This is a genomic window from Streptomyces sp. NPDC127092, from assembly GCF_042722475.1.
Classification (GTDB): domain Bacteria; phylum Actinomycetota; class Actinomycetes; order Streptomycetales; family Streptomycetaceae; genus Streptomyces.
Genome location: NZ_JBHXFE010000034.1, coordinates 19029 through 44775, shown reverse-complemented (window position 1 = coordinate 44775; position 25747 = coordinate 19029). Strand labels below are relative to the sequence as shown.

General features: G+C 69.6%; 16 protein-coding genes. 10 read left to right on the top strand and 6 right to left on the bottom strand.

The annotated features are described in order from the left end of the window. Positions 1-3: 3 nt before the first annotated feature. A complete protein-coding gene (locus ACFWJO_RS25870; RefSeq protein ID WP_386868776.1) occupies positions 4-552 on the top strand; it encodes a hypothetical protein in 549 nt (182 codons plus the stop codon). On the opposite strand, the gene ACFWJO_RS25865 is transcribed toward ACFWJO_RS25870, so the two are convergent. Next, positions 538-1296, bottom strand: coding sequence for a DUF4118 domain-containing protein (locus tag ACFWJO_RS25865; protein ID WP_386868774.1), 759 nt, complete (start codon positions 1294-1296; stop codon positions 538-540). The two genes, ACFWJO_RS25870 and ACFWJO_RS25865, sit on opposite strands and share 15 nt — an antisense overlap. Before the next feature lie 184 nt (positions 1297-1480). On the opposite strand from ACFWJO_RS25865, the gene ACFWJO_RS25860 reads away from it, so the two are divergent. Further along, complete coding sequence (locus tag ACFWJO_RS25860; protein ID WP_386868772.1) at positions 1481-3436, top strand: amino acid transporter; 1956 nt, start codon at positions 1481-1483, stop codon at positions 3434-3436. On the opposite strand, the gene ACFWJO_RS25855 is transcribed toward ACFWJO_RS25860, so the two are convergent. Then, positions 3437-4849 (bottom strand): serine hydrolase domain-containing protein, encoded by a 1413-nt coding sequence (locus ACFWJO_RS25855; protein WP_386868770.1) that lies wholly within the window; start codon positions 4847-4849, stop codon positions 3437-3439. 113 nt (positions 4850-4962) lie between these two features. Between ACFWJO_RS25855 and ACFWJO_RS25850 the strand changes: the two genes are divergently transcribed. Then, positions 4963-5640, top strand: a complete 678-nt coding sequence (locus ACFWJO_RS25850) for a TetR/AcrR family transcriptional regulator (RefSeq protein ID WP_386868768.1) — start codon at positions 4963-4965, stop codon at positions 5638-5640. Between the two features lie 4 nt (positions 5641-5644). Here the strand turns inward: ACFWJO_RS25850 and ACFWJO_RS25845 are convergent, their stop codons facing one another. Next, positions 5645-7492 (bottom strand): APC family permease, encoded by a 1848-nt coding sequence (locus tag ACFWJO_RS25845; protein ID WP_386868766.1) that lies wholly within the window; start codon positions 7490-7492, stop codon positions 5645-5647. Positions 7493-7799: 307 nt separating this feature from the next. Then, entirely contained in the window at positions 7800-8894 is a 1095-nt protein-coding gene (locus ACFWJO_RS25840) for a serine hydrolase domain-containing protein (protein ID WP_386868764.1), read from the bottom strand. A gap of 95 nt (positions 8895-8989) precedes the next feature. Between ACFWJO_RS25840 and ACFWJO_RS25835 the strand changes: the two genes are divergently transcribed. The 3 genes from ACFWJO_RS25835 (at position 8990) to ACFWJO_RS25825 (ending at position 10744) form a co-directional block, all read left to right on the top strand. After that, complete coding sequence (locus ACFWJO_RS25835; RefSeq protein ID WP_386868762.1) at positions 8990-9766, top strand: MerR family transcriptional regulator; 777 nt, start codon at positions 8990-8992, stop codon at positions 9764-9766. A 191-nt stretch (positions 9767-9957) separates the two neighbouring features. Next, positions 9958-10341, top strand: coding sequence for a hypothetical protein (locus ACFWJO_RS25830; protein ID WP_386868760.1), 384 nt, complete (start codon positions 9958-9960; stop codon positions 10339-10341). 253 nt (positions 10342-10594) lie between these two features. Next, positions 10595-10744 carry a hypothetical protein gene (locus tag ACFWJO_RS25825; protein WP_386868759.1) on the top strand — a complete coding sequence of 50 codons (150 nt, stop codon included), beginning with the start codon at positions 10595-10597 and terminating at the stop codon, positions 10742-10744. A gap of 118 nt (positions 10745-10862) precedes the next feature. Here ACFWJO_RS25825 and ACFWJO_RS25820 read toward each other — a convergent pair whose 3' ends face one another. Further along, a complete protein-coding gene (locus ACFWJO_RS25820) occupies positions 10863-12899 on the bottom strand; it encodes an APC family permease (RefSeq protein ID WP_386868862.1) in 2037 nt (678 codons plus the stop codon). A 204-nt stretch (positions 12900-13103) separates the two neighbouring features. Here ACFWJO_RS25820 and ACFWJO_RS25815 point away from each other — a divergent pair, with 204 nt between their 5' ends. Next, positions 13104-13604 (top strand): hypothetical protein, encoded by a 501-nt coding sequence (locus ACFWJO_RS25815; RefSeq protein WP_386868757.1) that lies wholly within the window; start codon positions 13104-13106, stop codon positions 13602-13604. A gap of 344 nt (positions 13605-13948) precedes the next feature. Here ACFWJO_RS25815 and ACFWJO_RS25810 read toward each other — a convergent pair whose 3' ends face one another. Continuing rightward, on the bottom strand, positions 13949-15085 hold the full coding sequence (locus tag ACFWJO_RS25810) for a tyrosine-type recombinase/integrase (protein ID WP_386868756.1): 1137 nt from the start codon (positions 15083-15085) through the stop codon (positions 13949-13951). 1257 nt (positions 15086-16342) lie between these two features. On the opposite strand from ACFWJO_RS25810, the gene ACFWJO_RS25805 reads away from it, so the two are divergent. From ACFWJO_RS25805 to csx17, 3 genes are all read left to right on the top strand, one after another. Further along, positions 16343-20956 (top strand): sacsin N-terminal ATP-binding-like domain-containing protein, encoded by a 4614-nt coding sequence (locus ACFWJO_RS25805; RefSeq protein WP_386868754.1) that lies wholly within the window; start codon positions 16343-16345, stop codon positions 20954-20956. A 76-nt stretch (positions 20957-21032) separates the two neighbouring features. Beyond that, positions 21033-23537 carry a DEAD/DEAH box helicase gene (locus tag ACFWJO_RS25800; protein ID WP_386868752.1) on the top strand — a complete coding sequence of 835 codons (2505 nt, stop codon included), beginning with the start codon at positions 21033-21035 and terminating at the stop codon, positions 23535-23537. After that, positions 23534-25729 carry a type I-U CRISPR-associated protein Csx17 gene (gene csx17 / locus ACFWJO_RS25795; protein WP_386868751.1) on the top strand — a complete coding sequence of 732 codons (2196 nt, stop codon included), beginning with the start codon at positions 23534-23536 and terminating at the stop codon, positions 25727-25729. The genes ACFWJO_RS25800 and csx17 overlap by 4 nt, the downstream gene beginning before the upstream one ends. The last annotated feature ends 18 nt before the right edge of the window (positions 25730-25747 follow it).

Below are 25747 nucleotides of genomic sequence, written 5' to 3'. Positions count from 1 at the left end.
GCCATGAAGATGCCCCGTCGCATCGCCCGACCCGTACCGGGCGTCCCCGGCGATGTCCTTTCCGACGTGGGATGGCCGGGAGAGGCCCGGACCGCCGTCGGATGCGCCGTCATGCTGCTGTTGATGTCGCTGATCGTCGACGCCGGTACGCACGGCCTAGCCGTCCTCCGCACCGCGGCATTCATCACTCTCGCGTCGGTATTGCTGGTGATCCTGCTGCCCGCGCGGGTCACCGCAGCATCGGACCTGCTGATCGTCCAGGGCCTCTGGGTGGCGAGGACGGTCCGCATCGACCGGCTCTCGTGCGTCGCCTGGCCGTCCGGGGGCACTTCGCATCGCGTGATCCTGAGAGATGCGGAGGGCGGCCGAGTCGAGGTCGACCTACGGGTTTTGTCCGCCAATCCGGCGATCTGGCTCCGGCTCGAGGCCGGCGCCCGAGCCTCCGTGCGGCGCGGCACGCTGAGCCGCGACACCAGCGATCTCGCTCGGCTCTCCCTCTACATCCACGCCGAGACGGCGCGATCGGTCCTCAAGGCGTCAGGGCTGGGATAGATCCGTTTGCCCTGCAAGCGCGAGGGCGGCCAGGCCCGCCAGGTCGACCGCGACCAGTCGGGCCTCCGGCGACGCCGGCACGACGCCGGGGGCAGGCGTCAGAAGAAAGATCCCTTGGCAGCGCCCCTGAGCGACGGCCCACAGCTCGGTCTGCCCGTCCGGCCATCCCTGCCGGTCCATGTCCCAGATCCATCCTTCGACCCGCAGCGAGCCGTCGGGTTCCAGCCTGGGTAGCCGATCGGCGGCGGACTCCGCGCCGGGCTCGAAGCGGCAGTCGCGCAAGTCGAGGAGCGCGATGAGGTCCTCCCGGATCCGCTCGACGAGCTCGTCAGCCGAGCATCCGCCCGACCGGACCAGCCTCGACACAGCATGCACCCGCTCCAGATGCTCCGCGTCCGAGACCGCGACCCGCCGCAACACGCGGGCACGCGCCGAGAGCTGGGACACCGCCAGGCCGACGAGCAGCAGCAGAACCGCCGTCTCGACGTCGGCACGGTCCTGGATGTGGAAGCTCTGGTACGGCTCGGTGTGGAAGAAGTCGAACCAGGCCGCAGCCGACAGGGCGGCCAGCGCCCCGGCGAACCTGTTACCCAGGGCCGACACGGCGACGACCACGACAACCAGCAGCAGCGCCAGGTTGGTGTGCGTGAGGCTCGTACGCAACGGCAGCAGCACCAACGCCATCAGAAACGGTGCGAGGAGCGCGGCCGCCATCGCGACTGCGTCCCGGAGTGACGTCCGCATCCCAGACCTCCTCCGTATACGACTCAAGGCTGCCCGTGGTGTGAGGGATCCGACGCCCGACCGGGCCATCTTGACGCTTTCCTGACGCGCGAACCGGGGTCTGCGAGGGGCGTCCTGCTTAGGCTTGCCCGGCCGTCCGTGTGACGGCCAAGAACGATCGCCTACGAACACCCGGGGACAACCGATGGCCACCACGAACGACGCTCGCACCAGCCGATTGCGAGCGTGGATGCTGGAGGGCCTGTCCGACATGGGCAAGGGCAAACCCTCCCGACCCAAGGAACCGGCCGCGGACGCCGGGCACAAGGGTCAGCCCTGGTACCGGGTGATGTGCCTGACCGGTGTCGACTACTTCTCCACCCTCGGCTACCAGCCGGGCATCGCCGCCCTGGCCGCCGGTCTCCTCTCCCCCGTGGCCACGATCGTGCTCGTGATCGTGACCCTGGCCGGCGCCCTGCCGGTCTACCGCCGGGTGGCCGAGGAGAGCCCGCACGGCGAGGGCTCGATCGCGATGCTGGCGCGGCTGCTGTCCTTCTGGAAGGGCAAGCTCTTCGTCCTGACCCTGCTGGGCTTCGCGGCTACCGACTTCCTCATCACCATCACGCTGTCGGCCGCCGACGCCTCGACCCACCTGGTGGAGAACCCGCACCTGGAATCGGCGCTGCACGACAAGCAGGTCCTGATCACCATGATCCTCATCGCGCTGCTAGGCGCGGTGTTCCTCAAGGGCTTCCTGGAGGCGATCGGCGTCGCCGTCGCCCTGGTCGGCATCTACCTCGCGCTCAACGCGGTCGTCGTGGTCAACGGCCTGTGGCACGTCCTGACCGAGGGCCACGTCGTCACCGACTGGACCGCCGCACTGACCCAGGAGCACGGCAACGTCTTCGCGATGATCGGCGTCGCCCTGCTCGTCTTCCCGAAGCTGGCGCTCGGTCTTTCCGGCTTCGAGACCGGCGTGGCCGTCATGCCCCACGTCCAGGGCGAGCCCGGCGACACCGAGGCGAAGCCGACCGGGCGGATCCGCGGCACCAAGAAGCTGCTGACGACGGCCGCGCTCATCATGAGCGTCTTCCTGATCACGACCAGCTTCATCACCACGGTCCTCATCCCGGAGAAGGAGTTCGAGTCCGGCGGCAGCGCCAACGGCCGCGCGCTCGCCTATCTCGCTCACGAGTACCTCGGCAACACCTTCGGCACCGTCTACGACGTCTCCACCATCCTCATCCTGTGGTTCGCCGGCGCGTCGGCCATGGCGGGCCTGCTCAACCTGATGCCGCGCTACCTGCCGAAGTACGGCATGGCCCCGCACTGGGCGCGCGCCGTGCGCCCGATGGTCATCGTCTTCACCTTGGTCGCCTTCCTCGTGACCTGGATCTTCGACGCGGACGTCGACGCCCAGGGCGGCGCGTACGCCACCGGTGTCCTCGTCCTGATCTGCTCGGCCGCCATCGCCGTGACCATCGCCGCCCGCAAGGCCGGCCAGAAGGGCTGGACCATCGGCTTCGGGATCATCTCGGCCGTCTTCCTCTACACCACCGTCCTCAACGTCATCGAGCGCCCCGACGGCGTGAAGATCGGTGCGTGCTTCATCGCCGGCATCATCCTCATCTCGCTCCTCTCCCGCCTCGGTCGCGCCTTCGAGCTGCGGGTCACCCATGTGGAGCTGGACGACATGGCCGAGCGCTTCATCCGCGACATCTCCAAGCGCACGCCCCGCTTCATCGCCAACGAGCCCGACAACCGCGACGCCGAGGAGTACCGGGCGAAGAAGGACCAGATCCGCGCCGACAATGACATCCCCGGCACCGAGGACTTCGTCTTCGTCGAGGTGAAGATCACCGACCCGTCCGAGTTCGAGGCCGGTCTCACGGTGAAGGGCGAGGTCCTCCACGACCGCTTCCGGGTCCTCACGGTGGAGAGCTCCTCCGTGCCCAACGCCCTCGCGGCACTCCTGCTCCACGCCCGCGACCTCACCGGCACCCGTCCACACATCTACTTCGAGTGGACCGAAGGCAACCCCTTCGCCAACTTCCTCCGCTTCTTCCTCTTCGGCCAGGGCGAGATCGCCCCCGTCACCCGCGAGATCCTGCGCGAGGCGGAATCCGACCGGGACCGCCGCCCCCGCGTCCACGTCGGCTAGTCAGCCGGCCGTCCGGCTGAAGAGACGGCCTCCCAGGTCGACGCCCGTGACACGGCCGTCGGCGTCGCGGGTGAAGAAGCCGCGCTGGCCCGCGAGGGTGCCCTCGGTGAGGACGTACTCGTCGCCGTCGCCGGGCAGGAAGCCCATGGCGGCCGGGGCGATGTCCGGCGGCATGTCCGCGTCCGAGGCCTGGCGGATCTCCGGCTTGATCTCCACCGCGAGGGTGAGCCGCTGCCCGTCGGTGGCGATGTCGAGGTTCATGGCGTCGATCTCGTAGCGCCCGGCGACCTCGCGGGCGCGGGTCTCGTCGTACGGCACGGGCTCGGGGTCCTTCTCGACCAGGCCGAGGAAGTGCGCGAAGGCGGCGCGGACGACGGCCTGGTTGAAGAGGTAGCCCTCCTCGCTGTTGGCGAGGGTCACGACGGCGAAGTCGTGCTCGGGCGCGAGGTGCAGTTCGGCGTACTGTCCGTTGCCGGATCCGCCGTGGCCGATGGTGCGGACGCCGTCGACGGCGCGGCGGAACCAGCAGATGCCGAAGCCGTCGCCCATCGTGCTGCCGCGCAGCGGCGCCGTCTCCTCGCGCATGCCGTGCAGGGTGCCGGTGCGCAGCAGGCCGTCGCCGTCGCCCAGGTGGAAGCGGGCCCAGGCGAGTAGGTCGGCCGTGGTGGAGGCGATGCCGCCGCCGGGGTTGTCGCCGCGGGTGCCAGCGCGGAAGGCCTTCCAGGGGCGGGCGGCCTTCAGTTCGCCGTCCTCGGCGTGGACGTGGCCCGTGGCGAACGGCCGGACCATGACGTCGTCCACGTCGAAGACGGTGTCCGTGAGGCCGAGCGGCTCGAGGACGAGGGCGGCCACGGCCTGCTCGAAGGTGCGGCCGGTGACGTTCTCGACGATCCGCCCGGCGAGGTTGTAGCCGGCCTGGCTGTAGGAGGCGCGGGCGCCGGGCTCGGCGATCAGCGGGAGGCGGTCCAGCTTGGCGACGAACGCGGCGAGGGAGCCGTCCTCGCCCTCCGTGTCGATCAGGTTCCAGTCGAGGCCCGCGGTGTGGTTGAGCAGGTTGAGGACGGTGATCCGGTCGGCGGCCTCCTCGTCGGCGAGGACGAGCTCGGGCACGTAGCGCCGGACCGGCGCGTCGAGGTCGACCCGGCCCTGTTCGACCAGGCGGAGGAGGGCGGTCGCGGTGAAGGTCTTCGAGATCGACGCCAGGTGGAAGACGGTGTGCTCGTCGACCGGGCGCGGGTGGGCGAGGCTCGTGACCCCGTGGTTCACGAAGGTCGTTTGGTTGCCGGCCAGGACTCCGACGGAGGCGCCGGGCACGCCGTGCTCCTCGGCGAGGGCCGCGACGATCGCGGCGAACTCGATCTCGCGGTCCTGCTGGTTCTGCTGATCGTTCTCGTGCTGCTGGTGCGGCTGCATGACGAGTTCCCCCTGGGACTGCGTTTCGAGCCCGGCTCGAACCCGGGCTTCTTGAACTAAGTGCAAGAGCACTGTAAACCCATCGTTGCACTAAGTTCAAGTAGAGTCCGGGCATGGCGCGAAACACTCTCACCCCCGACCAGATCGTCCGCGCGGCGATCGAGCTGCTCGACGACGAGGGCCTCGACGGCCTCAACATGCGCAGCCTGGGCGCGCGGCTCGGCACCGCCGCCACCGCCGTCTACTGGCACATCAAGACCAAGGACGAGCTGGTAAGGCTCGCCGGCGACGAGGTCTGGAGCGAGGTCGAGCTGCCCGACCTCGACGCGACGGGCTGGCGGCCGGCCGCCGCCGCCATGGCCTGCAGCATGCACGCGATGCTCACCCGGCACCCGTGGCTCGGCCAGGCCTTCGGCAGCCACCTGCTCTACGGCCCCGGCAAGTCCCGGCACGACGATCACAGCCTCGCCCTGCACGAGAAGGCCGGCTTCGCCCCCGCGGACGCCGACCGGGCCGCGGCCACCGTCTTCGTCTACGTCCTGGGCAGTGCGCTGGGCGCCGCCGCGCAGGTCTCGCTGACCCGCCGGCTGAGCAAGAGCGGCGACCCGGAGAAGGAACTGGCCGACACGATGGCGGCGGCCACCGAGGTCGCCATGGCCTTCCCCCGCCTGCGCGAACGCCTCGGCGGCAGCGCCGCTGCCGAGTACAGCGCGGCCCCGGACCGCACCTTCGAGTTCGGCTTGGACGCGATCCTCGACGGCTTCGAGGCGCTGCTGAGGGCGACGAAGTAGCCGGCTAGGGGGCCCCGAGCCGGAACCTCAGCCGGCAGATCACGGCATCCGTGTCCCGGCGGACAGCGTGGGCGACGACCGCGCCTCGCTGGTTCTGCAGCAGCCGCTGCCACAGGTGTTGCGGCTCGGCCTCCGGGATCAGGACGGTCACCCGGGTGCGCGGCTCGGTCGATCGCAGCTCGCGTATGTAGGCGCTGACGGGCCGGCCGAGCGAGCGTCGCTCGGCCGGCAGCCGGACCAGTGGAACGCCCGGGTTCCACAGCGCCCAGTCCCGTTCCAGGGCTTCGGTCTGCGCACGGTCCTCGGGGTCCGGGTGGCAGACGGTCACCGCCCGGACCTCGTCGCCGAGGGAGACGGCGGCGGTGAGGGCCTCGCTGGTGAGCCGGGTCAGTGAGGAGACCGGCACCAGGACCAGGGAGCGCTCGCGGTGCGGCGGTTCGGGGATCTGCCCCACGCCCAGGCGCTCGCCGATCCTTCCGTACGCCTGGTGGACAGCCTCGAAGACGGCGACGAGAAGGGGCAGAGCAATCACGATCAGCCAGGCCCCGTCGTGGAACTTCGTGGCGGTGACGACGACGGCGGAGACCCCAGTCAGCACTGCCCCGGCTCCGTTCAGCAGGGTCTTCCCCACCCACCCGGTTCCGCGCTCCCTGCGCCAGTGCAGGACCATGCCCGTCTGGGCGATCGTGAAGCCGACGAAGACACCGATCGCGAAGAGCGGGACGAGTGTGTTGGTGTCGCCCCTGGAGAAGACCAGCAGCGCGGCCGAGACGAGGGCGAGCCAGACGACTCCGTGCCGGTGAACCTGACGGTCGGCCTTCAGACCGAAGACGTGCGGCACGTAGTTGTCGCGCGCCAACAGCTTCAGCAGGACGGGCAGGCCGCCGAAGGACGTGTTCGCAGACAACGCAAGGAGCACCATGGTGGTGAACTGCAGCACGTAGAAGGCCCAGTTGTGGCCCAGTGAGGCATCGGCGAGCTGGGCAAGGACGGTGACGCCCTCCACTGGCTGCAGCCCGAAGCGGGAGATCAGCACCGAGAGCCCGATCAGCATCACACCGAGCAGCGCTCCCAGCGCCACCTCCGCGCGCATCGCGCGCCGGGCGGCCGGAGCCCGGAACGACGGCACGGCGTTCGCTATGGCCTCCACACCAGTCAGCGCCGAACAGCCGGAGGCGAACGCCTTCAGGAGCAGCAGAGCGCCCACGGTGGTGGCGTTGTCGGCGAGAACCGAGGCGTGGCCGGCAGACGCGGCCACAGAGACAGGGGCGTCACGGAACAGGCCGACGACGATCAGCCCCAGTATCGCGCCGACGAAGACGGCGGTGGGCACGATGAACGCCCGAGCCGAGTCTACGATCCCCCGCAGGTTCACGGCTGTGATCAGCACGAGCACGCCGAGGCAGATGACCAGCCGGTCATCGTAGAGACCCGGGAAAGCGGAGGTCAGCGCGGCCACGCCGGCGGTGACGGCGACGGCCACGTTGAGAACGTAGTCCAGGACCAGGGAGGCGGCCGCGACCAGGCTCGTACGGCGTCCCAGGTGGCTCTTGGCCACGGCGTAGGAACCGCCGCCGTCCGGGAAGGCCGCGATGACCTGGCGGTACGAGGCGACCAGCACTGCGAGCAGACCGGCGATCGCCAGCGTGACCGGCAGCGTGAACCCGAGCCCGTACCCCCCGGCCGCCGCGAGGACCAGCACGATAGCCTCGGGCCCGTACGCCACCGACGCCATCGCGTCCAGCGACAGCGCGGCGAGTCCGGTGACGGCGGTCAGCTTGTGCCGTGCGCCGGTATCGGGAGGCTCCTCGGCACCGGGTACGGCGTCCGTCTCAGCGGTCAGGGTGGTCATGCGGTCGACTCCTTCGGACTCATGTCCGCTCAGAGTGAGCCCTGGCGAGGACGACTTCTGCCGTTCCTGGCGGGTTCTTTGCGCCCGGGTGCCCTGTCTTCACGCGTTCTTGACACGGGCCGACGGTGCAGAAGCAGTGCAAACCGATCCCACGCTCGGCCTCCACCCGGACGCCGGGCGGAGGCGTCGTGTGACGGAGCCTGTCGGCAGGCAGCGCAACGTCCTCCGCTGAGGGTGTCCGGAATGCATGGGCGTCCGCCCGCGGAGCCGGCCCGGACCTTTCCGGACACGCCCCCGGGGACGCCCCCTAGGCGAACACCGCCTTGACCAGGGTCTTCTTCACCTTCTCGAACGTCCCGGCCATCGTGGGCAGGTCCATCTCGACGTCCCCGGACGTCAGCGAGCCGGTCAGGGTCTTGGTGCCGTCGGGCGTGCTGTACATCAGCGCGCCCCAGCCCCAGAACCCTCCGTTGTGGTGGAGGACGGTGCCGCCGCCGTCCAGCTCCTCCACGAACACCCCCAGGCCGTAACCCATCGTGGGGTCCGCGACGCGCATCTCGGCCAGAAGCTCGGTCGAGATGAGTTTGCCGCTGTTCAGCGCGGAGAAGAACGTGTGGAGGTCCCGGCTGGTCGAGATCATGTCGCCGGCGGCGGATACCCAGGAGGGGTTGAAGCGGGTGGTGTCGACCACCTTCCACTGTCCGGCGTCGTCGTATCCGAAGTAGCCGTGGGCGTGCGGCTCCGGGATGTCCTCCCGGGTCTCCGGCAGGAGGGTGCCCGTCAGACCGAGCGGGCCCAGGATCAGCCGGTGCGTCTCCTCGGGCAGCGAGCGGCCGGTGACCTGCTCGATCAGCAGCCTGGCCAGGACATAGTTGGTGTTGGAGTAGCTCCAGGCCGTCCCCGGCTCGAACCGCGCCGGCTTCGCCAACGCCCCCCGCACCAGCTCCTCCGGCCGGTAGGTCGCGTGCTGCAGGTCCACCCACTCCTTGCCCCATCCGGCGACCACACCGGGTTCGACCGACCCGTCCTTGGCGAACTCGCCGGTGAAGTTGAACAGCCCGCTGGTGTGCTGCAGGAGCATCCCTACCGTGATCCGCCGGTCGAGCCCGAACTCGGGCAAGTGCTCGGCCACCAGGTCCTCGAGGCCGAGCCGGCCCTCGGCCACCAGCTGCAGGACGACGGTCGCGACGAAGGTCTTGGTGACGCTGCCGACCCGGAAGTGCCCGTCGGTCGGCGGCTTCGCGGTCCGGCCCAGCTCGCTCACGCCGGCGCTGCCGACCCACTCGCCGAGCTCGTCGTTCACGCGCAACTGCACTCCGGCGAAACCGGCGTCGACGATCTCCTGCATGGCCTTCCGCAGCTCGGGGCGGTCCTGCGCGGCGGCGGTGTTCTGCTCGGTCATGGTGATTCCTCATCTCGCGTCAGCGGGTGTGAGATGAGCGTGGACCCTGACCCAAGGTCAAGGTCAAGGCGACGGAGGAGCGTTACTCTCACCCCATGACAGAGGGGCTCACGATCGGTCAGGCGGCGGCTTTCGTCGGGATCACCGTCAAGACGGTGCGGCACTACCACCGGCTCGGCCTGGTCGCCGAACCGGAACGGGACCATTCCGGCTACCGGCGCTACGGTTCGGCCGACCTGCTGCGCCTTGTCCAGGTCCGGGCCCTGGCCGGGGCGGGCGTGCCGCTGGCCGAGATCGGCGAGCTGCTCGACGCCGAGCCCGAGCGGTTCGCCACCGCCCTGGACGACGTCCGCCGCCGGCTCACCGAACAGATCGAGGAGCTGACCGCCCGCCGCGACACCCTGCACCGGCTCGCCCACGGTGACCGCGCCCTGCTGCCCGACCGGGCCTGCGCGGTCCTGGATCGACTCGCCGAGCTCGACTTCAGCGCCGACTACGTCACCACCCAGCGGGAAGCCCTGGTGCTGTCGCGGGCGCTCACTCCCGAGGTCTTCGACCTCTTCCTGGCCAACCTCGAACACCGGCTCGACGACCCCGAGTTCGTCGAGCTGACCAAGCGCGGCTGGGAGGCGAGGTCCTGGGATCCCGACGACCCGCGGATCGAGGAGCTGGCCTCAGCGGTGGCCGCCAACCTGCTGGGCGTCCGCGCGCTGCTGACGCTGCCGGCCGAGCGACCGCACGGGCCCGACGCGGCCTCCCGGTACGGCGTGGTCAACCACCACCGGGAGGACGAGGCACCGTCCATCGCCCGGTTGAACGGGCTGGTCGAGGCGCACCTGCGCGCGGCGGGCATCCCCGTCCCGCATCAGTGACGGACTGCCCCGCGGGGGGGCGCGATCAGCACGTACAACTTCCGCGGCAGCATGAACAAGTACCAGTACGTCGGCGGCGGCTCCGGCACCATCGACCTTCTACTGGTTCCTGAAGGGCTCCAAGCCCAACTCCGCCGCCGACCGCTACATCACCTGCCAGGTCCCCAAGCCCGGAAGCGCGTGAGCACCCCATGAACAGCCGTACACCCTGCCCCACCGCCCGCTTCCTCGACGGCCACCACGAACTCGTCGTCGACGGCCTGTCTCTGGCGCAGGACTCGTTCACCCTCCACTACACGGTCACGCCGCCCTTGCCGGAAGGGGACGACGGCGAGTCACTCGTCCTGCTGACGCTGGAGGCCTGCGACGACGCCGGCAACGAGTACACCGACTGGGGCGGGGCGTACGGCGTGAGCGTGGACGGCAGCCACACGGACGGCACGATCACCGGGCAGCCGGCCGTCGCCCCTTCCGCCCGTGTCCTCACAGTCCGCCTCACCTTCCTGCGCGAGGGGCGGGAGTACCCCTGCGAGCTCGCTCTGGAGGTGCCGCAGGCGCGGCCCGAGGTCGGCTGACCGCGCCGGGCCCGCCGCCGGTCTCATGTCGTCTTCGGCTCGTGCCGTGGGAGCGGATGCTCTACATCCCTCGCGCCCCGGCCACCCCGCCCCGTGTTCCGCGAGGGGTGACCGTGCGCCGTCTCGTCCCGAGGGCGCCCCGCGCTGGCCGCACTCGACCCCGGCATGGTCTGGATCCACGAAAGCTGGGAGAGCCCCCGCGTCCCTCGCCGCCTCCGGATTGGGTTGGGCGCCGTTCCACAAGGGCCGCGTCATGGCTGTGGCCTGCACCCGCCTGCTCGGCCACCGGTACGAGGACATCGCCTGCGCCACCGCGCCCGACGTCCGTCGGCAAAACCTCGCACTGACGTGCGTCACCCGCCTCACGGAGGACATCACGGCGCGCGGGCACCATGGCAACTGAAGCCGCTCCGGCGACAACCGCCCCAACCGCCTCCTCGCCCGGACGGCCGGATTCCGGCTGTCCCGCCAATACGTCCACTACGCCACGGGACCCGCCGCCTGCACCACCCGGTCACCGGTCACTCCTGAGTCGTGCCCGGCGGAGCGTGGCGGGCCGCTGCGTGTTCATGGAGTGTGATCGGCTCGCCACGGCGGACCGCGCCCGGTGCGCGGGCGGCTGGGCGATCGGCGCGGGCGGACGAGGTGAGCTGCCAGGGGACGCTGGTGACCATCACGCCGGGGGTGAAGAGCAGGCGGCTCTTGAGCCAGAGGGCGGACTGGTTGTGCAGGAGGTTCTCCCACCAGTGGCCGACGACGTATTCGGGGATGAAGACGGCGACTACGTCTCGTGGTCCCGCATGCCGGATGGACCGTACGTACTCGACGACGGGCTTCGTGATCTCGCGGTACGGGGACTGGAGGACCTTCAGCGGAACGTCGATCTCGAAGTCGTCCCACTGCCTGCGAAGCCGGTCAAGGCCCTCGCGGTCGACCGCCACCGTGAGCGCCTCCAAATGGTCGGGCCGGAAGGCGCGTGCGTACGCGAGGGCACGCATGGTGGGCTTGTGCACGGTGGAGACCAGGACGATCGCGAACACCCTTGACGGAAGCCGCCGCTCCATGTGCGGGTCGGTGACCGCGAGCTCGGCGGCGGTCCGGTCGTAGTGACGGCGGATGGCGCGCATCATCAGCCACAGCAGGACCGCCGCGAGCACCGCCAGCCACGCGCCCTGGGTGAACTTGGTGGCGAGCACGATCACCAGTACCAGGCCGGTGACGACCGCACCGGTGGCGTTGACGACCCGGGACAGCTGGTGGCGTCGACGCACCGTCAGGTCGGTCTCGGTGCGCAGTTCGCGGTTCCAGTGCCGGACCATCCCGCTCTGAGAGAGCGTGAAGGACGTGAAGACGCCCAGGATGTACAGGTGGATCAGGCTGGTGACGTTCGCCTCGAAGCCCCACAGCAGCAGGCCGGCGACGATGGCCAGTGCCAGGATGCCGTTGGAGAAGGCGAGCCGGTCGCCGCGGTTGTGCAGCTGGCGCGGCAGGTAGCGGTGCTGGGCGAGGATCGAGGACAGCAGCGGGAAGCCGTTGAAGGCGGTGTTCGCGGCGAGGATCAGGATGAGCGCGGTGGCGGCCTGGATGTAGTAGAAGCCGACGCTGTCGTTGCCGCCGAAGACGGACGCGGCCAGCTGGGCGATGACAGTGCGCTGGGTGTAACTCTCGCAGTCGGCGTCAAGGCCGGTGAGGCGGCACGCGTCCTCGACGATGTGCACCTTGGAGATGATCGCGAGGGTGGTAACGCCGGCGAACATGGTGATCGCGATGATGCCCATCGCGGCCATGGTGGTCGCCGCGTTCCGGGGCTTGGGCTTACGGAAGGCCGGCACTCCGTTGGAGATCGCCTCAACGCCCGTCAGGGCCGTACAGCCGCTGGAGAAGGCGCGCAGGACCAGCATGAGCAGGGCCAGGCCCGCCAGGTCCGCGTCTCCTTCCTCCGGGATAATGCCGTACGCGGCGCTCTCGGCAACCGGGGCATCGCCGAGGAGGTAACGGAACAGGCCCGTGCCCACCATGATCAGGACGCCGCCGATGAACAGGTACGTGGGAGCGGCGAACAACCGGCCGGACTCACGTACCCCTCGAAGGTTCATGGCGGTCAGCAAGGCGACGAAGCCGAGCGCCATCACCACTCTGTAGTCGGCCAGCGACGGCAGCGCCGAGATGATGTTGTCCACTCCGGAGGCGACCGACACGGCCACGGTCATGACGTAGTCCACCAGCAGCGAGGCCGCCACCACCAGGCCGGCGGACGCTCCCAGGTTGGTCGAGGCGACCTCGTACGAGCCGCCGCCGCTCGGATAGGCGTTGACCACCTGCCGGTACGAGAGCACCACCACGGTCATGAGCGCGACGACCGCGGCCGCGATCCATGGCGTGAAGTGCAGATACGCCAGGCCGCCGAGGGTGAGGACAAGGAGGATCTCCTGGGTGGCGTACGCCACCGAGGACAGCGGGTCCGAGGCGAAGATCGGCAGGGCGAGCCGCTTGGGCAGCAGCGTCTCCCCCAGTTCCTCACTACGCTTGGCACGCCCGATCACCAGGCGCTTGAGCATCCCCGTCACCTTCGGCACAGCGCGAGCGTAAGTCGGCCGCAGCGAGGAAGGGACGCCCATACGCCCAGGTGGCGTAGGCCGCGCCCGGCGACTAAGTCGCGTACACAACACGTCAGCGACCCGTCAAGATCCACGGCAACCACCTCCCGCTCTTCTAGCCTCAGCCCCATGGGACGCCACCCATCGGCTGACACCCGGTCACCCATGCCCCTGGCTCACAATGCGGACTGGCCCCACGCACTGCGGACCGCGGTCATCTGCGCCGCCACGCTGCTGGGACTGCTCCTCCTGGTCGACGCCGTCGCCGAGGCGCTCTCTCCGGTCCGCGGCGCCCTGTGGAGCGGACTCGCCGTCCTCCTCTTCGTCGTACTGCTTCCGGACCGAGTCACTGCGGGGGAAGGCTGGCTCGCCACGCACGGGCTGGTGCGCCGACGCACAGTGCGAATCGACCGCCTCGTGCGCGTGGGGTGGTCGGCCGGCCCCTCACGTCACGTGCTCCTACAGGACGTCCACGGCGCGCGGATCTCATTGAGCCCAAACCTGCTCGCCGACAACCCCCGGCTCTGGCAGTTGCTGGCCGACGGCGCCGCCGCCTCAAGCGCACCGGGTTTCCTGCACGCCGACCACTCCGACATACGGCACCTGTCCCAGCACACCGACAGCGAGATCGCACATCTCGTGTTCAAGGTCTCCCACCTGGACTGAGGACGAGCGGCTTCGCACGCGCCGGAGCACCTGGCGGCTGCGTACGGGCGACGACAATGGGGAGAGTGATCGGCGCAAGGGCGGCGGTACGCAACCAGCCGCTACAGGCCCAGGCAGCGGCATGCTCCGTGGCGACCTGTCGGCCCGCCCCTCGCTCGGGGGCCAACTCGCCGCCGCCACGGGCCATCGGTCCGAAGTCCCCTCCGTGCCGACCAAGGTCCGGGCCACACGCGGACCAGCCGCCTGCAGCTTGGCCGAGTCGTGGCCGTTTCCGCTAGTCAGCGGCCGCACAAGGCGTGTACCACCAGCACACCAAGCACCTGCGGTTACCTCAAAACCGGGAATCAGGCTGCTTGCCAGAGGCCGGCGTCCAGGATACGGGCGGCCTTGGTGATGCTGCCCGGCATCAGGTGCCGGTACGTGCGGTACGTCTCCTCGATGGACTTGTGACCCATCCACTCCGCCACGTCAGTGATGGGGATGCCGTTGCCGAGGGCGTTCGAGGCGAAGTAGTGCCGGAAGCCGTACATCCCCACCCCCTCCTCCGGCGGCAGGTCCGCGAAGAGCTTCTTCACCCGGCGTCGCTCCATACCTTCGGTGAAGTAGCCGCCCGGACCGCGCAGCAGGTAGCCGTCCTTCGTGGTACCGTGCTTGGCCGCGTACCGCTCGATCACCTCCCGCACCGACCGCGGCAGGGGTACCTCCCGGAACTCCCCCGTCTTGCGGTGCTTCAGCTTTGCCGGCCTCAGCGTGTTGGAGTGGATCTGCTCTCGCACCCGGTAGACGTCCTGCGCCACGACGTTGTTGACGTTCACCGCCCGCGCCTCACCGTTGCGCAGACCGCATCCCGCCATCATGACGATCTCCAGCGCGAGGTCCTCGTCGGCGACCGTCAGCGCTTTCGTCACGTAGGCGAGAGAGGGAATGGCAACCTGCTCGCGCACATACTCCGGTTCCTGGACCCCCTTCACCGGGTCGTCCGCCATGGCTCCCTTGGCATACGCATCCCGAAGGATGGTCTTCAGGACCCGGAAGATGTTCACCTGGTTTCCCCGGCCGACTCCGTCGTTCTCCATCTCGTCCAGGAAGCGTTCGATCACCATCGGGGTGACCGAGTTCAGCTTCCGCGCTCCCAGGCGGGGGACGATGTGCACGTTGATCGAGCTGTCGACGTGCTCGCCGGTGGAGTAGTCCGTCATCCGGCGCTGCCGGGGCCGCCACTGCTTGGCGTACTCCTCGACCGTCAGCTGGCCCAGTTCGCGGCGGGCCGCCGCCACGGACGGAGCCGTGGTCTTCTTTTCCGCATACAGCTGAGTGAGGCGTTCGATCGCGTCGTCCTGCGTGTCGTATCCGGACTCCTCGCGCTGCTTGCCGAGCGCGTCGCGGAAACGGATCGAGTAGGGGTGGGGGCAGCGGGTGGGCTTGGCGCAGCCGCAGTCCTTGAAGAAGGAGCCCATGCCGCGGGCGAGCTGTCGGGCCATGTCGCGAACCATCCGATCCAGCCCAAGAATCATGCTCAGGCGCCTGCTGCAGGTCGAAGGTCAGCAAGCGCGGACACCATGCGGACGCATGCTGACCGTTTGCTGACCTGAGGGGGGCACATGATGCCCCTGACCTGCGGCAACGCCAAATAGTCAGATCTTGGACTTGAACAGAGTACGCAGCACTTTGGACTCCTGTAAGACGGCTCCCTGCCTGCTTTCTGCAGGTCAAGGGCGTTCTCCACTCTACACGGGCACGCATCGAAGTCGATGATTGTGAGGAACATCGCTTCTCATTGGGGATAGGGCTCCCTGCCTGGGCTTCCGCGCCAACCAGGCTGTTGTGGCGCCACCGACCGGGCGCCTGTTCGGACAGCCTTTTCAGCATGTTCGGGAACTGATGCTGACCAGGTGCTGACTTACCTGACGATGCGCCAGATACGCGCTTCGTCGAGCACGGAGCCACTCTCCGCATCGACCTGGAAGTCGTTCAACGCGCCCGGCAGCCCGGGCTTCATCCGGTCCCGGCACCCGACTGTGACCGATCGATCGCGACCACTACCACCTGGTGGGCAGTTACGTTCCGGCCGCCTGCCCAGCCTGCCACTCCAAGCCGCATGGCAATGAAAAGGAAATACCGGACGCAAGGCACCGTGCCCTCCCGCGGGCGATCTACGCCGACGCTCCAACCCGCTGAACCGGACCATCGTGTACCCCACCCGCCCGACTGACAGCTCCGCCTCGGGGCACCCATCGGACCGCACCTGCTGAAGATGAGGGGCACCCTCACCAGCAGCCGTACGGATCGTGTCACCTTCATGTACGGGTCACTGACTAGCGACGGGTTGATCTGCCGCCGTCCGGTGATCATCGACTAAACCTCCCCCGCCGACGACCGGGACGGAGCGGGCGAAAAACTACGACCAGGTCGGGCGTTTTCGTCGACCGAGGCGCTCTACCAGGACGGTCTGACAATCGAGGGGCGCCCGGGATCAGATTTCGCCGTGTTCCCGTTGCTGTCGGAGCCGCTTGTCATCCGCCCCGCTTCCTGCACCCGCAGTGCCGACAGCGGACAGCCAGACCAAAGCCCTCGCCGTAACTGTGCGCGCAAATGGCTGGATTACGTCCACACGGTCATCGGGAAACCGTCCCCAGCCTCAGCCTTGTCGGTGTCACAAGGCACCAAGGGGGAGGGATACCGACGTGGATGCTCTCACGACGGCTGTGCGCACGCTTCTGGAGGATCCGGACGCATCCGTGGAAGTGGAGGTGTCGACGCCGGAGGAAGCGGCGCGCGCCGTCCGGCTCTTCGACCAGGGACTGCGTAGCGGTCGTGGGGTCCACCGCAGGATGGCCGAGGGCGCGTTGCACGGCGCTGAGACGCTCTCGACGGACCGCCTGCAGGTCCTCTCCGAGTTCGTCCAGAACTCCGATGACGCGGGAGCCGGACAGTTGCGCGTCCTGCTTCGGTCCGACGACATGCTGGTCGCCCACGACGGAGCCGGCCTGCGTCTGGCCGATGTGCTCCCGCTCGGCATGCCCTGGCTCACCGGCAAGACCGCTGACGCCGCGGCCACCGGCCGGTTCGGCATCGGACTGTCCACGCTGAGGGCCCTCTCTACGGTGTGGGAGGTGCACTGCCACCCGTTCCACGTGCGCTTCTGCGGGACCGACCTCGAGCCCGCGCCGCCGCCCAAACTCCCCGACGAGATTTCCGGTCCCGAGTGGACCGTCTTCCGTATTCCACTGGCCCCCGGGAAACTGAGCGCGGCCCAGCTCCTCGAATGGTTCGACGACTGGAGCGACGCTTCCCTGCTCTTCCTGCGCCATCTCCGCGATTTGGAGGTGACGGCCGGCGAGCACAGCGCCAGACTGACCCTGGCCTGGGCTGACGTGGCACGGCATCGGCTAGTGGTCCAGGGCATCGAGCATGAGGTGAGAGTGCGGCACGCCCGGACGACCGACGGAGCGGTGTGGCGTGTGTACACGGCGCAGGTGGAACCACAACCGGAATGGGAACGGAGCCACAAGGCACTGGGCCCGGTCGTGCCCGTGGGCATCGCGCTCCCCCTGGGGGGCGAGGTGTCCGGCAGTGTCCATGCCGGCCTGCCCGTCGCCCCGTTGGACGTGGCGGCCCGCGTCCACACCCAGTTCGACCCCGTCGCCAGCCGCGAAGGGTTTGCCGACAGCCGCCTCAACGCACAGCTCGTCCCCGTGATCGCCGACCTGTGGGAAACCGCCGTACGCGACGTCCTGGAGAGGGTGGATCACACGGCGTGGCACCTTGTTCCGCTTCCCCGCCCGCCGGGCTCCGCACCGGCGCACCTGCTCCAGGACCGGATCCGCACCGAGCTGCTCATGCGCGCCCGGCAGTCACTCGCTGCCGAGCTGGTCCTGCCGGTCGCGGAGGGTGGGCCCGCGGTCCCGCTGTCCGATTTCGCGGTCGAGGAGGCCGCACTGTCGGGGGTCCTCGACTACACCGACATCGCACGGCTGGGCGAAGCCCGGTACTCCCTGCCTGCCGCCGTCCGCGACAGCGGCGGCCGCTGGCGGAACGTCCTCGCGGACTGGCGTGCGGCGGGTGCCGCGTCCCTGCGCGCAGAGGTGCGGGTCATGGATGCCCTCGCCTTGTTCTCCGACGACGAGTGGCAGGACGTCACGCGGTTCGTACGGCTTGCCGCGGTCGCCCTCGAGGCTGGCCATGAGTACGCGCTGACCGGCCGGACGTGCCTGGTCACCGCCGACGGGCGCCGACTTCGGCCGCAGCTCGCGGCGAACGCGTTCGCCGACGCGTCCGGCGGGGCCACCGGCCCCCTGGATTTGCTGGGCGTCGTTCTGGACCTGCATCCCGCCTACGCGGAGGACAACGTCTGGGCGAAGACCGTCACCGCCTGGCTGCGTCGGCGGGACTGCCTGGTGCGCCGCGACGACACGGCAGCCGTACTGCGGATCGTCTCCCAGCTCGGACAAGCCGGTAGACGACTTACCGACGGCGACGAGGCGATGGAGACCGCCCGGCTCGTCGCCCTGCAGCAGGCGCTCGGCGAGCTGCCCAAGAAGCAGCGCGACCGGCTCGGTCCGGGCATCGGACGGGCCGTTCTCCTCAACGGCTTCGCCTACGACAAGGACGGGACCGAACAGGCCCGCCGTGTGCAACCCGGCGCCGCCTATCTCCCCCAGGCGCTGGAGAGCGCCGACGGGGACCGGTTCGAGGTCGCGGCACGCAGGACGCCCGGTCTCGTCTGGGTACGCCGCTCCTACGCGCGATCGCTGCTCCCCGCCGCCCGGGCAGGCGGTCTGAGCGGAACGGCCTTCCTCCGGCTGCTGGGCGTGGCGGGCACTCCACGGCTCACTCCAGTGTGCGAGCTGTACAACCCGTGGGACACCAAGACGTACCCGGGAGATTCCCGTCTCGGCCTCGCGCGGAACTGCAGGTGGTCCGTCACGGGCCGGCGGTCGGAGATGGCGGCCAAGGGAGCCGACCACACCCTGGATGACCTGACCAGTGCCGACCTCTTCGCCGTGGTCGAGAACATCGTCGCCGAGAAGGACGTGGACGAGCGACGCCGCCGCACAGCCGCACTGCTGCGCACCCTCACCGCACCGCTGACCGGTACGGACCAGGCCGTCGTCCCCATGGCCCGGGGCCACTACAAGTGGAACCTCACGGGTGAGACGGCGGCCCTCTGGGTGTGGCGGCTCCGGGAGACCGCCTGGCTGGAGGACAGCCACGGCCAGCTCAAGCCGCCAGCCCGCCTCACCTTGCGGACACGGGACACGCAAGCCCTGTACGGGCCGGAGGATCCCGGCTACCTGCACCCGGCGATCCACCAGGCCCTGGCCACCCGCACGGAGGTCCTCACCGCACTCGGTGTCTCCGGCGATCCCGACGTCCCACGCCTGATGGAACGGCTGCGGGAACTCCGCGACCGCTGCCACGACGCCGACAGCGACACCGATGTCGGCGTGCCGGACAGCCTCAGGGCCGAGGCGCTGCTGGTCTACCAGTCCCTGGCCCGGCGTCTGACGCACCGCTCGGCCGACGCCTCCCCGACCGCGGTCGAGAAGCAGATCCGCAACGCGTTCTCGTACAAGGATCTCGTCCTGACCGACCGGGGCTGGTCGAGGTCCCATGAGTGCTTCCGCGGACCCGCGATCCTGCGCGGCTTCCGTCCCTTCACCCTCACCGGGGCGGACGTCGACCCTCTGTGGCAGGCGCTGGGCATCCCCGAACCGGGGCTCGACGACCTCATCGACGTACTGAGGGAGATGTCCGCGACCGGCGCCGCCCCCGACGCCGAGGGCGAAAGGGTCATGCTCGAGGCTCTGCGTCGGCTGCGGGACATGATCTCCGCCGACGACAAGCCCATGCCGCCGGGGCTGCAGAGCAGGCTGCGCAATATGCCGCTGTGGACCACGGCCGGCTGGGTCAAGGGCACGGGCCAGCCGGTGTTCGCCGTGGCCGACGCCCGGGTCGAGCGAGCCCTGACGGGCCGCCTGCCGCTGTGGAAGCCCGGAGGAAACGTACAACAGTTCACGGCACTGTTCGGACGGCTGCACGTCACGCCCCTGGACGTCGCGGGTGCCCAGGTCACGTACGAGACCGGAGATGTGAACGCGGCCGAGGGCGCACTCCTGGACCGGCCGGTCGACGCGAGCCTCACCGAGGACTTCCGGCGGGGAGTCGCCGCACTCCAGGACCTGCTGGTGCGCGACGAACCCGAAACGGCCGAGGCGTTCACCGGCTGGGCCTGGCTCGCCGGCCTGGACGTGCGACTGCTCCCCGGCCTGCGGATCCGCATCGATCCGGGACCCGCCCACGGGCCCCTCACCCTGCCCGTCGACGCGCAGATCGACCGCGACCGCAACACGCTGTTCCTGGACTCGCACGCGGCGCTGCCCACCAAGTCGGGAGCGGGAGCGGCGATCGCCGCGCACTTCCCGGAAGCGCGGTCACGCGTGGGCCACACCTGGCGGGACGTCTGGGAGGAACGCCTGGCGGAGGCGGAGCCTGGGACGGCGCTCACCTCGGCGGGGCAGCGCGACCGCGAGGAGCGGCAACGGCTCGCCGAAGAACTGCGCCGGCGTGCGCGGCTCGCGCCTCCCGCCGCGCCGGTGCCGAAGGTGAAGCCGGCCCCGCAACGGGACACCGGCCCGGCCGTACCCGGCGGCCCGACCGGCTTCCTGCCGTCGCCCCGCAGCGGTTCGGCTCCCGCGCCGGCACCCGGAAACCCCGGGTCCGGCAACCGGTTCGGCCCGCAGCGGGCGCCGGCCGCGCGCCCCCTGGTGGACGCGGTCGTCTTCGACGGGTTGCCCGGCAAGGTCACCCACACCGGAGCGCCGTCCACACCGGGCAGTGGCCCTGCCCGGACACCGGGGACGGGGGGACCCGCGCCCCACCGGCACGGCGCCCCGCTCCCCCACCCCAGGCCCGGAGGGGCCCCGCCCCGCAGCAAGGCGTCACCGGTCGGCTACGAAGACCATGACAAGGAGGAACTCGTCCTCCAGGCGCTCCGCCGCATCCTGCGGGAACAGGGCGTCGAGCTGGAGGACCAGCGGGGTGCGTCGGGTGTGGGCGCCGACGCGTACGACTCGACCGGACGCTATTACGAGATCAAGGCCCACGGACGCGCGGTCCCGGCCGAACTGTCCCTGACTCGTGCGGAGTTCGTGCGGGCCTGGACCGAGCGTGAGAACTACACCCTCGTGATCGCGTCGCACTTGGAAGAGGGCGTCGGCACGCCGACCCTCCGTCTGGTGAACGACCCCGTGCACCGCTTCGACGTCGAACCGCCGACGGACGTCCGCCTCAAGGGCGTACGCGACCTGTCCGTGGAGTCGACCGTGTACGAGTGGCCCAACGAGGACTGACACCGCTGGTTTGTCAGTGGGGCATGTCAGTGTGCGGCCCAGCTGCCAACTGCGCTGTATATGGGGAGGGGTGCGCGTGAAGCGCACGTTCGTAGAGTTGTTCCGTGCTGCGATGAACGATGTGGATGCGAGGCCGTATCCGTACCAGGAGCGGCTTGCTGCGGAGGGCCTGCCGGAGTTGCTGCGGGTTCCCACCGGGGCGGGTAAGACAGCGGCTGGAGTTCTGCCCTGGTTGTGGCGCCGCCTCGAGCATCCAGATACCGCAGTGCGCGCCGGTGAGGCCCGGTGGCTCGTGTTCGTTCTGCCGCTGCGGTCGTTGGTCGAGCAGACGGCGGCCGTGACACGGGAGTGGATCGCCAACGCTGGCCTAGCCGGGGCGGTGGGGGTCCATGTCTTCATGGGGGGCGAGGACCGCGACGATGACGCGTGGCGTATAGATCCGTCGCGGACCGCGGTGTTCGTCGGAACGCAGGACATGTTGCTGTCCCGCCTGCTGATGCGCGGGTACGGGGAGTCGCGTGCGCAATGGCCGGTGTCATTCGGGCTGCTCCACAGCGGTGTGCAGTTCGTCTTTGACGAGACGCAGCTGATGGGGCCCGGGCTGCCGACGTCCGCGCAGTTGCAGGGGTTGCGGGAGCAGTTGGGTACGGGCGTGCCATCGCGGTCGATGTGGATGTCGGCGACGCTTGCGCCGCAAGAGGTATGCACGCCCGACCACCGCGAGGTGCGGGGTGTGGTGGAGCTAGGGGAAGACGACCGGGTCGGTGGCCTGGCCGTGCGGTTGAACGCGGTGCGGCAGGTTGAGCGGGTCGAGGTGCCCGAGTCGGCGGCTGCCTACCCGGCCGGGGTGGCGCAGGTCCTGGTGGCGCGTCACGTGCCGGGAACGCGGACGATCGCAGTGTTCAACACGGTAGAGCGCGCCATGGCGGTTCAGGCGGCGTTGGCCAAGCTCGTTCGCCGGGGCGGGCCGGACGTGGTGCTGTTGCATTCCCGGTTCCGGCCGCCCGAGCGGGAGAGGCTGATGGACGAGCTTATGGCCCCGTCGTCTGCGGCAGGTCAAATCGTGGTGAGCACCCAGGTCCTGGAAGCTGGCGTCGATCTCTCATCTCGGGTGCTGTTCACCGAGGCCGCTCTGTTTTCCTCGGTGGTGCAACGGGCGGGGCGGTGTAACCGCGCCGGTGAATTTCCGGAAGGTGCCAACCTGCTGTGGGCTCCGCCTCCCTCCGGACGGGGGCAGTACGCGCCGTATGAGCCAGAGGATGTCGAGACGGCGGTGGAGGCACTCACCTCGTTTGAGGGCACCTGGGTGACTTCCACGAGGCTCCAGGAGATGCCGGTCGTCCCCAAGCCCGTTGTCCATCCGGTCCTGCGGCGCCGTGATCTGTTGCAGTTGTTCGACACCATGCCAGACCTGAGCGGTGCGGACATCGACGTCTCCCAGTGGATCAGGAACGGCCAGGACACTACGGCCCTGGTGGCTTGGCGCGACTTGGCGAACGACAGGCCGGGCGAGCGTGACGCGTTTCCTGCCCGTGAGGAGTTGTGCGCCGCGCCGGTCCAGGACCTTAAGACGATCGTGAAGGACTCTTTGGGCCCGTTGTGGGTCCTGGACGCGGCGGAGGGCGCCTGGCGGCGTGCCCAGTTCGCGGACATTCGCCCCGGCGCCGTGCTGCTGACCTCTACCGCCTCGGGCTGGTACGACTCGAGGCTCGGGTGGGGCCTGAAGCACCGAGGCCGGGTGACCTCCCGCGCCCGGACCGGGAAAGCTCCGGACGGCATGAGCAAGGACGATGCCTCCTGCGCCGACCGATGGGTGGACCTGATCGAGCACCTTGAGGACGTCGAACGGGAAGTCGGGCTGCTGGCAGAGGGCTTGGCTCCGTTGGACGGGCTGTCCGCCGGGCACCTTGAAGCGGCTCGGCTGGCCGGTCGCTATCACGACTTGGGCAAGGCGCACTCCGTTTTCGCCAACACGATCCGCCGCAGTTGTCCCGAGGGCGAGCAGCCGCCGGGCGAAGGCCCCTGGGCGAAAACGCTTCACCGGATGGGGCGGCACAAGCGTAAGTACTTCCGGCACGAACTGATCAGTGCGCTGGCACTGTTGCATCCGGACAGCACCCTCCTGGACGGGAGCGAGCACTCGGACTTGATCGCTTATCTTGCGGCGGCGCACCACGGCAAGGTGCGGGTGTCGGTGCGTTCTATGCCGGGCGAGGCCGAACGCGTGCCTCCCCGGGTTCTGGGCGTCGAACCGGCGGAGGAGGTCGGCCCGGTCGATCTGCCGGGCGGGAAGGTGCTCCCGCGCATCGTCGTCGACCCGTCCGTGCTCTTCCTCGGCAGTGGTCCGGAGGGAGCTCCCTCCTGGACGCAGCGGATCTCCCAGCTTCTGTCCCAGCTTGGACCGTTCCGGCTTGCCTTGCTGGAGGCGCTCGTGCGTGTCGCGGACTGGCGGGCCAGTCAGGCGTACCGCACACCGCAGCCCGCGCCGGACCAGGCCATTCCGTCGGACGAGCAGTCGTCGGCCGCTCTGCTTCCGATTCCTGCACCGGCGGGCGCATTCGAGCAGGAGGTGCTGTGGTGAGTATCCAGATTCCGCTGCGTGGATTGCGCGCTACGACGCTGGGCGGCTATCTCAGTGCGCTCGGCCTGCTGCGTATTTTGGCGACACAGCACGACACCACCACTCGGCTGCGCTGGGCAGACGACCTTCCCGTGCTGACCAGCGCATGCAGCATCGATGAGCTGACGGCGTGGCTCGTCAGCTCTTACAAACCGAGCCCCATCGTCTCTCCGTGGAACGCCGGAGCGGGGTTCGCCGGCAACGGCAAGAGCGTGGAAGCCGAAAGGGCCGTGGCCCAGATCGAGGACAGCCACGATCCACGCCTGGCGGTACTGCGAGAGGCCATCGCCGCAGGTCGCGAGGTCGTGGCCGGAGCGCGTGCGCGCGGCTGGGCGGGTGAGAGCTTGTGGGCCAAGCAGCACAAGCAGTCCGTGATCAGCCTGTGCCGCAACACCTTCCCCGATGAGGCGCTGCCCTGGATCGACGTGGCTGCCGTCCTCAGCGGCCCGGAGGTCCACTTCAACCCGGTGGCCGGCACGGGCGGCAACTTCGGCCGCCAGGAGCTGTCCGCGACCTACCTCCAGCATCTCGCCCTGGTCCTCGGCCCCGAAGCCGACCAAAGCCATGCCCCCGCGTGGGTACGCGCCGCCCTGACCGGTGCCGAAGACATCCCGTACAGACGAGGAGCCGTCGGCCAGTTCGACCCCGGCCGCGCCGGAGGAGTCCTGGCTTCCATCTGGGGCGAACCCGACAAGCAAGGCTTCGTCAACCCCTGGCGCACCATTCTGACCTGCGAGGGACTGCTGCTGTTCGCCAGCGCCGCGGTTCGCCGCAACGCCGCCGAGTCCGGGGCGGCCTGGCCCTTCAGCGTTCACGCCACCCCCATCGGGCACCCCACCGCCTCGACCGGTGAGACTGCCAAGGGCGAGATCTGGGCACCTCTGTGGGAGCGCCCCGCCAACCTCGCCGAACTCGAACAGCTCTTCGGTGAAGGCCGGGCACGGTGGGCCGGGGCCCAGGCCAAAGACGGCCTGCTGTTCGCCCTGGCCATCTCCGCCCTCGGCGTCGACCGCAACCTGGCCACCTTCCGTCGCTTCGTCATCGTCGAACGCCTCGGCCAAAGCCCTATCGCCATCCGGGCCACAGACGTCCCCGTCGCCCTACGCAGCGAGCACACCCTGCTCGCAGAACCGTACGTGTGGCTGACCCGGTTGCGCCGCAAAGACAAGATCCCCGCAGGAGTGGCCGCCCTGCTGCGCCAGTGTGATCAAGCCCTGTTCGCCGCCATCACCGGCAGCGACACCACCGCCATGGCCCGCTTCGTGATCTCCTTCGGCCACCTGCACGAGGCGGTCGCCCGCTCCGGACGCCTTCGTGGAGACATGGCCCCCTACCAGCCGCGCCAAGCCCGCATCTGGGAACCCCCGCCCGGCATTGCCGGCCAACTCGAGCTGCAGTTGGCCTCCGCCCTGGCCTCCCTCGCCGAGACCCGCAGCGATCTCAGGATTCCCGCGCTGCGACCACTGCTGACCCGGGTGACACGCAGCAGGGACCGTCTGATGTGGGCCGACAGCCCCGCCACGGGCACCGAACTCCTCGGCTCCACCCTCGCGCAGGCACTCGCCCAGGCCCACCGCATGCGCCTGCAGCCCCTCAAAGCCGCACCCGGTGACACACAACCACCCGCCGCGGAATTCCCCGTCGGGCAGACCGCGGCACTCCCGGTCCTCGAAAGTTTCGTGGACGGGGAGTGCGATGACGAGTTGACCGCCAACTACCTGCGCGGCCTGATGGCCCTGGGCTGGACCACCAACCAGCCAGCCCAGGCACACCACGGGCGGGCACTGAACCCGGTGCTGTCCGTGCTGCTGCCGTTCTTCGCCGCCGAGCCGTTCCGGCTGGTCTCCACCTGGGGACCGGACCCCGTCGCCTTCGCCGCGACGCTGCGCCCGCGCCCCGATTGGATCGCCCGCCTGATCGCTGCCGGCCCCGCCGGGGTTCTCGACGACGCGCTGCTGCGGCTGCAGCTCGCCGGATGCCGGCCATTGGTCGGCCGCCCACCAGACCGCGCCGACTCCGTGGCTGTGCACCACACCGACGGCACCCGCCTGGCCGCCGCACTCCTGATGCGCGTCCGTACCCGCGACCGCGCCCAGGCGCTGAGCGTCGCGACCGCGACCCGCCCCGACAAGGCATCCCCCGTCACCGCCTGAAGACCAGGCCCGTGAAAG